At 62.8% G+C, this 13,148-nt stretch carries 13 protein-coding genes and 1 tRNA gene; 8 read left to right on the plus strand and 6 right to left on the minus strand.

Features of this window, described 5'->3' with window-relative positions; genetic code table 11:
• Positions 1 to 67: 67 nt before the first annotated feature.
• Together lon and hupB are read left to right on the plus strand one after the other, a co-directional pair.
• Positions 68 to 2,479 carry an endopeptidase La gene (lon, locus tag EJ069_RS06210; protein ID WP_042644439.1) on the plus strand — a complete coding sequence of 804 codons (2,412 nt, stop codon included), beginning with the start codon at positions 68 to 70 and terminating at the stop codon, positions 2,477 to 2,479.
• A gap of 195 nt (positions 2,480 to 2,674) precedes the next feature.
• On the plus strand, positions 2,675 to 2,947 hold the full coding sequence (gene hupB, locus EJ069_RS06215; RefSeq protein ID WP_040969493.1) for a DNA-binding protein HupB: 273 nt from the start codon (positions 2,675 to 2,677) through the stop codon (positions 2,945 to 2,947).
• A 71-nt stretch (positions 2,948 to 3,018) separates the two neighbouring features.
• On the opposite strand, the gene EJ069_RS06220 is transcribed toward hupB, so the two are convergent.
• On the minus strand, positions 3,019 to 4,041 hold the full coding sequence (locus EJ069_RS06220) for an aldo/keto reductase (protein ID WP_126060554.1): 1,023 nt from the start codon (positions 4,039 to 4,041) through the stop codon (positions 3,019 to 3,021).
• 188 nt (positions 4,042 to 4,229) lie between these two features.
• Between EJ069_RS06220 and hxlB the strand changes: the two genes are divergently transcribed.
• Together hxlB and EJ069_RS06230 are read left to right on the plus strand one after the other, a co-directional pair.
• Entirely contained in the window at positions 4,230 to 4,796 is a 567-nt protein-coding gene (gene hxlB, locus EJ069_RS06225; RefSeq protein ID WP_126060555.1) for a 6-phospho-3-hexuloisomerase, read from the plus strand.
• A 3-nt stretch (positions 4,797 to 4,799) separates the two neighbouring features.
• A complete protein-coding gene (locus EJ069_RS06230) occupies positions 4,800 to 5,543 on the plus strand; it encodes a creatininase family protein (protein WP_126060556.1) in 744 nt (247 codons plus the stop codon).
• A 160-nt stretch (positions 5,544 to 5,703) separates the two neighbouring features.
• Here EJ069_RS06230 and EJ069_RS06235 read toward each other — a convergent pair whose 3' ends face one another.
• The 3 genes from EJ069_RS06235 to EJ069_RS06245 form a co-directional block, all read right to left on the minus strand.
• Positions 5,704 to 6,621, minus strand: coding sequence for a carbohydrate ABC transporter permease (locus EJ069_RS06235; RefSeq protein ID WP_042644446.1), 918 nt, complete (start codon positions 6,619 to 6,621; stop codon positions 5,704 to 5,706).
• An 8-nt stretch (positions 6,622 to 6,629) separates the two neighbouring features.
• Positions 6,630 to 7,745 carry a sugar ABC transporter permease gene (locus EJ069_RS06240; protein ID WP_126060557.1) on the minus strand — a complete coding sequence of 372 codons (1,116 nt, stop codon included), beginning with the start codon at positions 7,743 to 7,745 and terminating at the stop codon, positions 6,630 to 6,632.
• 93 nt (positions 7,746 to 7,838) lie between these two features.
• Positions 7,839 to 9,515 carry a sugar ABC transporter substrate-binding protein gene (locus EJ069_RS06245; protein ID WP_126060558.1) on the minus strand — a complete coding sequence of 559 codons (1,677 nt, stop codon included), beginning with the start codon at positions 9,513 to 9,515 and terminating at the stop codon, positions 7,839 to 7,841.
• Positions 9,516 to 9,794: 279 nt separating this feature from the next.
• Between EJ069_RS06245 and ugpC the strand changes: the two genes are divergently transcribed.
• From ugpC to EJ069_RS32650, 4 genes are all read left to right on the plus strand, one after another.
• Positions 9,795 to 10,853 (plus strand): sn-glycerol-3-phosphate ABC transporter ATP-binding protein UgpC, encoded by a 1,059-nt coding sequence (gene ugpC, locus EJ069_RS06250; protein WP_126060559.1) that lies wholly within the window; start codon positions 9,795 to 9,797, stop codon positions 10,851 to 10,853.
• A gap of 78 nt (positions 10,854 to 10,931) precedes the next feature.
• Positions 10,932 to 11,384: an RbsD/FucU family protein gene (locus tag EJ069_RS06255; protein ID WP_126060560.1), complete on the plus strand. Its 453-nt coding sequence runs from the start codon at positions 10,932 to 10,934 to the stop codon at positions 11,382 to 11,384.
• 4 nt (positions 11,385 to 11,388) lie between these two features.
• A complete protein-coding gene (gene rbsK / locus EJ069_RS06260) occupies positions 11,389 to 12,318 on the plus strand; it encodes a ribokinase (RefSeq protein ID WP_126060561.1) in 930 nt (309 codons plus the stop codon).
• A gap of 97 nt (positions 12,319 to 12,415) precedes the next feature.
• Entirely contained in the window at positions 12,416 to 12,514 is a 99-nt protein-coding gene (locus tag EJ069_RS32650; RefSeq protein WP_189341582.1) for a putative RiPP precursor, read from the plus strand.
• 26 nt (positions 12,515 to 12,540) lie between these two features.
• Here EJ069_RS32650 and EJ069_RS06265 read toward each other — a convergent pair whose 3' ends face one another.
• A complete protein-coding gene (locus EJ069_RS06265; RefSeq protein WP_126060562.1) occupies positions 12,541 to 12,744 on the minus strand; it encodes a hypothetical protein in 204 nt (67 codons plus the stop codon).
• 237 nt (positions 12,745 to 12,981) lie between these two features.
• Positions 12,982 to 13,058, minus strand: a tRNA-Asp gene (locus EJ069_RS06270).
• Between the last annotated feature and the right edge of the window lie 90 nt (positions 13,059 to 13,148).

Raw genomic sequence — 13,148 nt, forward strand, 5'->3', positions numbered from 1 at the left:
CACTCGGTCGTTAATATGAGATTCGCGGTTGGCTAAAATAAGCGGCCGCGACATGAAAGGTTGGACAATGGCCAAGATATCCAAGGCTTCCGGCGACGGCGTTTTCGCAGTCCTCCCACTGCGCGATATCGTCGTGTTCCCGCATATGATCGTTCCGCTCTTCGTGGGCCGTGAAAAGTCGATCAAGGCGCTGGAAGAGGTGATGGGTCAGGAGAAGCAGATCCTGCTCGCCACCCAGATGAATGCAGCCGACGACGATCCTGAGCCCGATGCGATTTTCGACATCGGCACGCTCGCCAATGTGCTGCAGCTCCTGAAGCTGCCCGACGGCACAGTGAAGGTTCTGGTCGAGGGCGCCTCGCGCGCCAAGATCGTCTCGTTCACCGACCGCGCCGATTTCCATGAGGCCCGCGCCACCGCGCTCGCCGAGCCAGAAGAGGAAGAGGTCGAGATCGAGGCGCTTGCCCGCTCGGTCGTCACCGACTTCGAGAATTACGTCAAGCTGAACAAGAAGATCTCGCCCGAAGTGGTGGGCGCGGCCAGCCAGATCGACGACTATTCCAAGCTCGCCGATACGGTTGCCTCGCATCTCGCCATCAAGATCCCCGAGAAGCAGGAGATGCTCGCCACGCTTTCCGTGAAGGAGCGACTGGAGAAGGCGATGGGCTTCATGGAAGCCGAGATATCCGTGCTCCAGGTGGAGAAGCGCATCCGCTCGCGCGTCAAGCGCCAGATGGAGAAGACGCAGCGCGAGTACTACCTCAACGAGCAGATGAAGGCGATCCAGAAGGAGCTCGGCGAGGGTGAGGACGGCCGCGACGAGGCCGCCGAGATCGAGGCGCGCATCAAGAAGACCAAGCTCTCCAAGGAGGCCCGCGAGAAGGCGGAAGCTGAATTGAAGAAGCTGCGGTCGATGTCGCCGATGTCGGCTGAATCGACGGTGGTGCGCAATTATCTCGACTGGCTGCTGTCGATCCCGTGGGGCAAGAACTCCAAGGTCAAGCAGGACCTCAACTATGCGCAGGACGTGCTCGACGCCGACCATTTCGGCCTCGACAAGGTCAAGGAGCGCATCGTCGAGTATCTTGCCGTGCAGAGCCGGCAGAAGAAGCTGAAGGGGCCGATCCTGTGCCTCGTCGGACCGCCCGGCGTCGGCAAGACCTCGCTCGGCAAGTCGATTGCCAAGGCGACCGGACGCGAGTTCATCCGCATGGCGCTCGGCGGCGTGCGTGACGAGGCCGAGATACGCGGTCACCGGCGGACTTACATCGGCTCGATGCCCGGCAAGGTCATCCAGTCGATGAAGAAGGCCAAGAAGTCCAACCCGCTCTTCCTGCTCGACGAGATCGACAAGATGGGCCAGGACTTCCGCGGCGATCCGTCATCGGCTCTGCTCGAGGTGCTTGATCCGGAGCAGAACTCGACGTTCATGGACCATTACCTCGAGGTCGAATACGACCTGTCGAGCGTGATGTTCGTGACGACGGCGAACACGCTGAACATCCCTGCGCCCCTGATGGACCGCATGGAGATCATCCGCATCGCCGGTTACACCGAGGACGAGAAGATCGAGATCGCCAAGCGTCACCTGATGCCAAAGGTGATCCGTGATCATGCCCTGCAGCCGAACGAATTCTCGGTCGGCGAGGACGCGATCCGCGGCATCATCCAGACCTACACGCGGGAAGCCGGCGTGCGCAGCCTGGAGCGCGAGCTGATGAAGCTCGGGCGCAAGGCGGTGACCGAGATCCTGCGGACGAAGAAGAAGACGGTGAAGATCACGGCGGAAAACCTCGCCGATTATCTTGGCGTGCCGCGCTTCCGCTTCGGCCAGGTCGAGGCCGACGATCAGGTCGGCGTGGTCACGGGTCTTGCCTGGACGGAAGTCGGCGGCGAGTTGCTGACGATCGAAGGCGTCATGATGCCCGGCAAGGGCCGCATGACGGTGACGGGCAATCTGCGCGACGTGATGAAGGAATCGATCTCGGCGGCGGCTTCCTATGTCCGCTCCAGGGCGCTCGATTTCGGCATCGAGCCACCGCTGTTCGACAAGCGCGACATCCACGTCCACTTGCCGGAAGGCGCGACCCCGAAGGACGGCCCGTCCGCGGGTGCCGCGATGGCCACGGCCATCGTGTCGGTGCTGACGGGAATCCCGGTCCGGGCCGATGTGGCGATGACGGGCGAGATCACGCTGCGTGGTCGCATCCTGCCGATCGGCGGCCTGAAGGAAAAGCTGCTCGCGGCATTGCGCGGAGGCATCAAGAAGGTGCTGATCCCGGAAGAGAACGTCAAGGATTTGGCGGACATTCCGGACAATGTGAAGAACGGCATGGAGATCGTTCCGGTCTCGCGGGTCGGCGAGGTGCTCGCGCACGCGCTCACCCGGATGCCGGAGCCGATCGAGTGGGTCGAGCCGGTTAATGCGCCGGCCCCGGTCGACGCCGGCGACGATGCCGGAAAGTCGCTCGCGCACTAACAAATGTTAAGGTGCAGTGCACAAAGAGAAAGCCGGGCCTTGAGCCCGGCTTTTTCATGTGAAAAAGCCACGAAAAAATGCAAAAAAGCCCGGAATTCCGCGGTTTTTGGCTTGGGTTCCGAGAAGCTTCTTTCTAAAGTCCGTTTCCTGCCGGATGAGTCGTAAGTTCCGGTTTTCTCATGGAAGGGAATTTTGATGAACAAGAACGAACTGGTGTCCGCTGTCGCCGATGCCGCAAGCATTTCGAAGGCTGATGCGCAGTCCGCCGTCGATGCGGTGTTCTCCGTGATCACAGGCGAACTGAAGAAGGGCGGCGATGTCCGGCTTGTCGGCTTCGGAAATTTCACCGTGTCAAAACGCGCTGCTTCGACCGGCCGCAATCCGCAGACCGGCGCGGAAGTGAAGATTCCGGCGCGCACCGTGCCGAAGTTCTCGGCCGGCAAGGGCCTCAAGGACGCGGTCAACTAAGACCTTTTTCTTTAAGTGCAGAAAAGCCGGGCTTGCCCGGCTTTTCTTTTTTCGGCTGAGAGGCAGCCGGTTCAGGCCGTCGGCGCGTCGGCGCGCATCAGGCCTTCCTGTTTCAAATCCGCCCACAGCGCCGCTGGTATTTTGGTGTCGAGCAGCGCGCGGTTGCTTTCGACTTCCGACGGCCGTTGGCCGCCGGGGATCACCGACATCACCGACGGATGCTGCAGCGGGAATTGCAGCGCCGCCTCGATCAGGCGCACATTGTGGCGCTTGCAGACTTCCTCGATACGCGCGACGCGATCCAGAATTTCCTTCGGCGCCTCGCTGTAGTTGTAGAAGGCGCCGGGCTTCGGCCCGGTCGCCAGCACGCCGGAATTGTAGGGGCCGCCCAGCACGATGCCGATGCCGCGCTTCTGGCAAAGCGGCAGGAAGGACTGCAGCGCTTCCTGTTCGAGCAACGTATAGCGGCCGGCGAGCAGGAACAGGTCGAAATCGCCGCGTTCGGCCAGCGTCTGCGCGACCTGCCACTCATTGATGCCGCCGCCGATAGCCTTGATCACGCCCTGGTCGCGGAGCGAAAGCAGTCCGTAATAGCCGGACGACATGAACTCCGCGATGCGGGCATCCGAGGCTTCCTTGCTGCCATGGGTGAAGATGTCGACGTCGTGCACGAAGAGGATGTCGATGCGGTCGACGCCAAGACGCTCCAGCGAGGCCTCGAAGGAGCGCATGACGCCGTCATAGGAGTAGTCGTAGACTTCCCGGCGCGACGGCGTCTCGAAGAACTTGCCGATGCCGGTGCGCTGGTCCGGCGGGGCGACGCGCATGAGGCGGCCGACCTTGCTCGACAGCACATAGTCGTCGCGCTTCCTGCCGCGCAGGAACGGGTTGAGGCGGGTTTCCGACAGGCCGAGGCCGTAAAGCGGCGCCGTATCGAAGTAACGGCAGCCGGCCTTCCATGCGGCCTCCAGGGTGCCATTGGCGTCCTCGTCGGAGATGGCGCGGTAGAGATTGCCGAGCGGCGCGGTGCCGAAGCCGAGTTCGGTGAAGGTGATGCCGCCATTGCCGATGCGGTCGAAGTGCCGTGTCTTCATGTCTGACGATGTCCCGGAGCGATTTGTCTGACATGACACTATCACGCCGGTGGCCCAGCAAAAGTGCCGAGGCTCGTTGGACAGCGATTTTCGCAATGGTAGCATGAACAAAAACAAGCCTTTCGCGGCCAGCGAGCCGCCGAATCTGTAGAGACACGCGACATCGCGCAGATAGGGTGAGCCATTCCATGAGCAAAGCCGGATCCGGCATGTTCGCGACCGCGCTGGACGAGCTTGGCGCGGTGCTGGCGCGCACGGATGAAGCGCGGATCGACGCAGCCTGCGCCATGCTGGCCGGCGCCGGCAGGATCGCCGTCTATGGCTGCGGCCGCGAGGCGCTGCAGGTGAAGGGTTTTGCCATGCGGCTCTATCATCTCGGCCTGCCGGTCTCGGTGGTCGGCGACATGACCACGCCGCCGCTCGGGCAGGGCGACGTCTTCCTGGCGAGCTCGGGGCCGGGCGAGACCACCACGGTGCTGACCTTGATGCGGGTTGCCCGCGATGCCGGCGCGAAGGTGCTGCTCCTGACGGCCGAACCGACAGGCAGCGCGGCGAAGCTTGCCGACTTCACGCTGGTCATTCCCGCCCAGACCATGGCCAGCGACCAGGGCGCGGCAAGAAGCTCGGTGCTGCCGATGGGCTCGCTGTTCGAAGGCGCGCTGTTCCTCTTGTTCGAGATCATGGTGCTGAGGCTCCAGGCGCTGACCAATGCGACGCCGGAAGCCATGCGCGCCAGGCACACCAATATGGAGTAGGGCATGCGCTACGAGCTGATGCTGCCGCACCAGATCCGCAAGGCGATCGAGGAGAACTGGCCGGTCGTGCTGCCGCTCGGCGTGCTCGAATACCATGGCGAGCACATGGCGGTCGGGATGGACACTTTGGCCGTCATCAAGACGGTGGAGCTGATCGAGAAGGAGAGGGACCTCGTCATCCTGCCGCCCTTCTATTACGGCGCGGCAAGCTATGCGGTGGCGGCGCCGGAAGGCAGCGGCTCGGTGCAGGTCGGTGGTCCGGTGCTTTCGCCATTCGCCGAGGAGTTGTTCTACGGGCTGTTGCGCATCGGTTTCCACAACATCCACGCCATCATCCACCACCAGACCGAGAATTTCGTGGCGGGCATGCCGACCGACCTCGCCTTCAAGACTGCGGGGCGGCAGGCGATCTTCCGCTTCCTGGAAAAGGAACGCGGCGAGGGCTGGTGGGGGTCGAACAGCATGGCCGATTACTATGCCGGCCATGCGCAGGGCGAGAATGTCTTCAACTGGGTGCAGGTGCATCCACTGATGCCGGCTGCGATGAACGGCAAATACCCGTTCGACCATGCCGGCAAAGGTGAAACCTCGCTGATGCTGGCGCTATGTCCGGAAGCCGTGGACGAGAAGCGTTTGGCCGACAATACCGGCTGGTACACGAAAGACGCGGCGGAGGCCTCGGCAGGCCTCGGCAAGATCGGCGTCGCCATGATCCTTGATCATTTAAGGTCCATCCTGGTGCGATAGGCGCGGTTCTTCCTTCTCCCCTTGTGGGAGAAGGTGGATCGGCGCGCAGCGCCGAGACGGATGAGGGGTGTTCCAGCGGAGTGAGGCGTCCGCGTTCCCTGGAACACCCCTCATCCGGCCGCTGCGCGGCCACCTTCCCCCACGGGAAGGAAAGGTCCAGCTACTTCACCGAGCCGGCCGTCATGCCCATGATCAGGTAGCGCTCGAGCGCGATGCCGATGATCGCCAGCGGCGCGATCGCGGCAGTGGCCAAGGCTGCCATCGACCACCAGTTGATGCCTTGCGAGCCGGTCTGGCTCGCCACCATGACGGGGATGGTCTTGGCGTCGGTCGATGTCAGAAGCGCGGCGAAGAAATACTCGTTCCAGCACAGCACCATCGCCAGGATGAAGGCGGCGACCATGCCGGGCAGGGCGATCGGCATGACGATGCGGAAGAAGGCGCCCCAGATCGACAGCCCGTCGACCAAAGCCGCTTCCTCCAATTCGACGGGAATGGAGTTGAACTGGTCGCGCATGATCCAGATGACGATCGGCAGCACCATCAGCGTGTAGAGGAGCACGAGACCGATGCGGGTGTCGAGGAGCGCCACTTCCCGGTAGAGCACCAGGAAGGGGAGCGCCAGCACGACCGGCGGCAGGATGAGCTGCGACAGGAAGAAGAATGAGATGTCCTCGTTCCTGAACCAGGCGAATTTGTAGCGGTAGCGGACAAGGCCATAGGCCGCGAGGCTACCGATGATGATGGCGAGAGCCGATGCGCCCACCGAGGTGATGACCGAGTTCATGAAGCGCTTGAAGAATTCGTCGCGCACGGTCGAGGTCTGGAAGATCGAATCCGGCGACAGGCCGAGCGAGCGCCAGCCCTTCCAGTCCGGCGTGAAGTCGACGAAGGGAATGAGATGGCCTTGCGTGACGTCGACCGCCGATTTGAACGAGGTGGTGATCGTCCAGTAGATCGGGAACAGGCACACGAATGCCCAGAAGACGAGCGCGCCATAGATGAAGACCCGGCTGGTGATGAAGGCCGCCGGCGAGCGGATTTCGGAAACGGTGTAGTCGGTGGTCTGGACGCTCATGATGCCGCTCAGTTGACGTTGCGCACGAAGCGACTGGCGACTTTCAGCAGCCAGGTCACGAACACGACGATGATGATCAGATAGGCCATGGCGAGCATGGTGCCGTAGCCGACATTCGAGCGATCGCGATATTCGCGATAGATGAAGCTCGACACGGAATCGGTGGCGCCGCCGGGGCCGCCTGAGGTCAGGGTGATGATGATGTCGGCGAGCTTCAGCTTGAAGATGATGCGCAGGATGACGGCGGTCACCGACACCGGCAGCATCAGCGGAAAGGTCACCTGCCAGAAGGTCTGCCAGGCGGTCGCGCCGTCAACGCGGGCGGCCTCCAGCACCTCGCGCGACATAGCCTGCAGGCCGGCAAGCAGCATGATCATCATGAACGGGATGAACGTCCAGGCATCGAGCATCATGATCGAGATGCGGGCGGTGATCGGGTCGGAGAAGAAGGCGGGATTGTCCCAGCCGAGATGGCGCGCCAGCGTCGCCGCCGGGCCGAACCGGTACTCCATCAGCGACTTGCCGACCATCCAGGAGACGGCGACGGGCGACAGCATCAGCGGCAGCAGGAAGACGACGCGGAAGAACTTTCGCGCCTTGATCTGCGCGTTGAGCAGCAGCGCCAGGCCGAAGGCGATGACATATTCGACCAGCACCGCAAGCACATAGAGCACCATGTTGAACAGCGCATTACGGTAATAGGGGTCGGCCAGCATCTGCCAGAAATTGTCGAGGCCGTTGAACCTGCGCCCGGCAAACGAACTTAGGTTCCAGTCGGTGAGGGCGATGTAAAAGCCGAACAGCGTCGGGAAGATCACCATGGCGATGGTGAAGAGCAGCGCCGGCAAAAGGAACAGCGCGCGCTGCCCGTCCTCGCCGCGCGTCAGCACCTGCCAGGCGCCGAGTGCTGCGCCCCACAGAATGTAGGCGTAGATCACCGGCCGCCAGGTGTCGAAGCCGATCGTGGACATCTCGGTCTTGTAGAGGATCTGCACGACGATGATCGCCAGCAAGCCGAGCGTCGCGACGGCCAGCAGGCTCCAGCCGAGGCGCTTGCGGCCAGCCGGGATCAGGTCGGCCGGATTTGCCGGCCACGCATTCGCGGTCGAAGTCTGCTCAGCCACGCCTTGCCTCTTTGCGATTCAAAACCGGCCCGGCCGGTAAAAATGCGGCCCGGTGACGATGTGCCACCGGGCCGCGACGTCTCGTAAGCCAGCCTACATGCCGAGCGAGGCTTTGTAGAGCTTGACCTGGTTTTCGCGGCCGATCTGGTCGGTCAGTTTTTCCCAGGCCGCTGCGATGGCGTCGGCGCCTTCCTGCGCCTTCATCTTGCCGGCGAAGGTGTTGGCCAGGATGTCCTCGGCAGCGGAGTAATACTGAAAGATGCCGGGGATGCGCGGCTCGATCGCCGCGTTCGGATGGTTGTAACTATCGCCTTCCGACTTGAGATAGGAGGTGATGAACGCCTCGTCATAGCCGGCCGCAACCCATTCGGGAATGTTGAAATGGGAGTTGCGGTAGGGCTGAAAGCCCGACGGATACATCGCCGTCCAGATCGACAGGTCCTTGCCGCCGAGATGGGCTGCGGCCGACCATGCGGCCTTCTTCTTCTTCTCGTCGGCATCGACGCGTGCCATGACATAGACGCCCCAGCCGAGATAGGCGCAGTTCGGCGCATAGTTCGGGCCGCTGGCGAGCTTGTCCCACTTGCCGGTCTTGGAGTTGTAGACATCGTCTGAGCCGGGCAGGATCGAGAAGCCGGTGACATCGCCGATGACCGAGCTGTCGTTGGTCTTGACGTTCGAGCCGACGTCGCCCCACCAGGGGATCATCGAGCCGGTACCGGCCAGGAACTGCTGGAAAGCAGTCGTGTTCGGATCGGCGTTGATCTGGTCGGCGGGCTCGGAGGGCAGGGCGTCGATGACGTCCTGGATGGCGCGCACCCAGGCCGGATTGTTGACGCGCGGCTTCATCGTGTCGGCGTCGAACAGCCAGGCCTTGTCATCGGGATGCTTGGCATAGGCGGTGGCGCGGCTGCCTAGGAAATAGAAGCCGAAACCGCCCCAGGGCTTGGGGGCGTCGAGATAGCCATAGACGTCCTGGCCCTTGAATTTCTTGCCCTTCAGGAACTTGGTCACGGCCTGGACCTGCTGCCAGGTCTTGGGCACGCCCCACTCCGTCAGGCCCGCCTTGTCGCCGCTGTCCGCCTTCCAGGCTGCCGCCAGCTCGGAGTCGGAGAACACGTCGGTGCGGTAGTTGAAATTATGCGCATCGCCGTCGATGGTCACGCGATACTGCTTGCCGTTCCACGTGCCGACCGGCGGCTTGAGATAGTTGACCAGGTCGTCGAAGTCGATCTGCTTCTTGACCCAGTCGGGCATCTCGGAGGTGAGGCCCTTGCCGCAGACATCGCCTTCGAATGGCGCGCCCATCTCGATGATGTCGAAGTCGACGGTGCCGGTGGCGATCGATTGCTGCAGGCGGGCGTTGTAGTCGGCCTGGGCGAGGTCGATCCAGCTGATCTTGGCGCCCGTATAGGCCTCCCACGGCTTCAGGAAACCACGGAACAGCACGTTGTGCAGGTTCTGGTTGTTGAGGCCCATGAAGGTGAGCTCGACGCCGGCGAACTCGCCTTCCTTGACGTTGGCCTTTGTCGCTTCCAGGCAGAGCTCGCCGACCTTCTGGAAGTCGGCATCCGTCGGCTGGCCTTTGCCGACGCCCGGGATCTGCAGGATTTTCGCACGCAGACTATCGTCGGCCGCGGCCGGCCTCGTCAGCGCGCCGAGCCCGGCGCCGGACGCAGCGGCGATCGCGGCCATCGAGGCAGCACCCTTCAGCACATCGCGGCGGCTCGCACCGGCGCGCATCAGTTTTTCGTACAGGTCGACTCTCATCTACAGGTTCCTCCCAGAACAACAGCGATTGAATTGAAATGCCAATTTCTCGGACGTGCAAACGTCTACGGTTCTCCTCGATCATACGGGGACGTGGGACCCCACCCTGCGTCGCCGGAGCTCCGATTTCAGGGTAACAGGCCTGCGTCGGATTGGCACTCGCCACTATTCGCGTAATCGATTACCTTGTCAACAAGATTGGCTTTTTATCTATAAGATACCGACTTGCCGTTGCCGCCGGCAATGGCTAGCTTCACCGCAAAAGATAAAGGGGAGACGATGGCTCAAGTCGCGATCAGCAGTGTGGCCAAGGCGTTCGGGACCGTCAAGGTCTTGCATGAGGTCAGCGTCGATATTGCCGATGGGCAATTCGTCGTGCTGGTTGGCCCTTCAGGATGCGGCAAGTCCACGCTGCTCAGGATGGTGGCCGGGCTGGAAACGGTTTCCGGCGGCACGATCTCGATCGGCGCCCGCGTCGTCAACAACCTGCCGCCGGCCAAGCGCGACATCGCGATGGTGTTCCAGAATTACGCGCTCTATCCGCACAAGACGGTGGAGCAGAACATGGCCTTCGCGCTGAAGCTGCGCGGTACCGATCCAGCCGTCGTCGCCGAACGCGTCAAGCGCGCCGCCGACATCCTCGACCTCGCGCCCTATCTCAAGCGCTATCCGCGTCAGCTTTCCGGCGGCCAGCGCCAGCGCGTCGCCATGGGCCGCGCCATCGTGCGCAATCCGCAGGTGTTTCTGTTCGACGAGCCGCTCTCCAACCTCGATGCCAAGCTGCGCGTGCAGATGCGCACCGAGATCAAGGAACTGCACCAGCGGCTGAAGACCACGACGATCTACGTCACCCACGACCAGATCGAGGCCATGACCATGGCCGACAAGATCGTGGTGATGCGCGACGGCCGCATCGAGCAGGTCGGCGCGCCGCTCGAACTGTTCGACCGGCCCGCCAATCTGTTTGTCGCCGGCTTTATCGGCTCGCCGGCGATGAACCTGCTCAAGGGTACTGTGACGAAGGGCGAGAAACGGGTCGTCGACATTGCCGGCACAGCGTTTCCGATGCCCGCCAACAGTGCCGGCGAGGACGGTCAGGCCGTCGTCTACGGCGTGCGCCCGGAGCACCTGGAGATCCATCCCGACGGCGTCGAGGCCAAGATCTCGGTTGTCGAGCCGACCGGCTCGGAAACCCTGGTTTTCGTGCGCTTCGGCGAGGGCGAGATGGTGGCGCTGTTTCGCGAGCGCCACGACTTCAAGCCGGGCGATACGCTGAAGCTCAAGCCGCGTCTCGACCAGGTCCACCTCTTCGACGCCGAAACCGGCAAGCGACTTTAGATCTTTGCGCAATTCCGGACGGAAAACCGCCTTTCCTGGAATTGCTCCAGACCGCACACAGACTTCCGGGAGGAAACCATGCTCAAAGGGATCAATCCGCTGCTCAATGCCGACGTGCTCCAGGCGCTGCGGGCGATGGGCCATGGCGACGATCTGATCATCGCCGACACCAATTTCCCGTCCGATTCGGTGGCGCGGCAGACCGTGCTCGGCAAGCTCTTGCGCATCGATGCGACGGCGGCCGACGTGGTGAAGGCGGTGCTGTCACTTTATCCGCTGGATACATTCGTCAACGATGCCGCGGCGCGCATGGAGATCGTCGGCAAGCCGTACGAGATCCCGCCGGTGCAGAAGGAGGTCCAGAAGGAGATCGATGCGGCCGAGGGCAAGCCCTGGCCGATGATCTCGATCGAGCGCTACGCTTTCTACGAACGCGCCAAGAAGGCCTATTGCGTGATCCAGACCGGCGAGCGCCGCTTCTATGGCTGCTTTGCCTTCCGCAAAGGCGTTGTGCCCCCGGATGCGGAGTAAGGACATGGCCGCCGCCAAGCCTGTCGTGATTTTGGGTGTGTTCGTCGCCGACACCGCCTATCGCGCCGATCGCCAGCCGCGCATGGGCGAGACGATCCTCGGCAATTCGTTCAAGCTCGGGCCGGGCGGCAAGGGCTCGAACCAGGCGGTGGCGGCCGGCAAGCTTGGCGCGGACATCACCTTCCTCACACGTCTCGGCGTCGATGCCTTTGCCGACATGGCCAAGCAGACCTGGAGGGATGCTGGCGTCAAGAGCGCCGTGATCGACACGCCGGACAGCTATACCGGCGCGGCTTATATATTCGTCGAGGAAGGCAGCGGCAACAACGCCATCATCGTCAGCCCGGGCGCGGCGATGCTGATTTCCCCCGCAGACATCGAGGCGCATGCCGGCCTGATCCGCTCCGCCGGCGTCTTCGTCACCCAGCTCGAACAGCCGATCGACGCGGCCTTGAAGGCACTTGAGATCGCGCGCGGGGCAGGGGTGACGACCATTCTCAATCCCGCGCCGGCCGCGAGCCTGCCGGACCGCATCTACACGCTCTGCGACTATGTCACGCCCAACGAGACCGAGGCCGAAGGGCTGACCGGCATCAAGGTGTCGTCGGTCGACGACGCCCGCCGCGCCGCCGACGCTCTGCTGGCCAAGGGTGTCGGGGCCGTCATCGTGACGCTGGGAGACAAGGGCGCGCTTCTGCACACCAAGGACCGCTCCGAGCATGTCGACGCCGTCAATGCCGGCCCGGTGGTCGAGACCACCGGCGCGGGCGATGCTTTCAACGGCGGTCTTGCCGCCGCTTTGGCAAAAGGCGTCGAGCCGCTGGAGGCCGTGCGCTTCGCCTGCGGGGTCGCGGGCATTTCGGTGACCCGCCCCGGCACCGCGCCGTCTATGCCGACATCGCAAGAGGTCGAGGCGCTGCTGGCGAAGGCATGAACTCGTAGTCCACGCGGTTTATTAGCGGCCTCTTGACCCGGAACGCTCCTCAAGCGAGCGCGTTCATCCTCCTGGTTTGCAACGCCGGAACGGCAGGATGAAGAAATTTTACGAAAAACCCACGCTCGTGAAGCGGCAGAAGCTCACCGAACGGACGGCCCAGATTGTCGCTTCCGGCGTCGTCCTGGGCGAATGATTTTCCTTGATCGGGCTCGGATAGCGCTACAGAATCCTGCTGGTCAGTTCCAGCATCGTCGTTGCGCCTTGCTCGCTGCCGGGCATATGCACGACGCGAAGGACGCGGAGGTCCCTGTTCGTTCCCTCGACCGGTATCGACACGCTTTCGCCGACCCGCGGCAGCTCCTGGAAGGCGAGCTCGTCGACATCCCTCTCATCGTCGATGGAAATCCGACATCTCACAGCCATCTGATTTCTCCCGTTTTACCCGAGGGCTGAACGGGACAAGGTTGGAATGGTTCCGAGAAGGCCCTCAGTTGGCAAACCTGCCGCGATATTCGCGCGGCGTCAGTCCTTTTAAAGCCTTGAATGGCCGTCCGAAATTGGCCAGCGACCATAGCCGAATGGTATTCAGGGCACACAGCGGGATGCGCCTCAAAGCGCGCTGCACAAGCCAGATTTTGCGATTGATCCCGCAAAGGAAAATGGCGCGAGTGACGGGGCTCGAACCCGCGACCTCCGGCGTGACAGGCCGGCACTCTAACCGACTGAGCTACACCCGCGCACTGACGAGCACGTGTCAGGCGTGTCGTCGTTGAGGCGCTGGATAAGGGGTTCGCCTGCGGGTGTCAAGCGCGGCTTTCAACCATTAC

This window comes from Mesorhizobium sp. M2A.F.Ca.ET.043.05.1.1 (assembly GCF_003952445.1).
GTDB lineage: Bacteria > Pseudomonadota > Alphaproteobacteria > Rhizobiales > Rhizobiaceae > Mesorhizobium.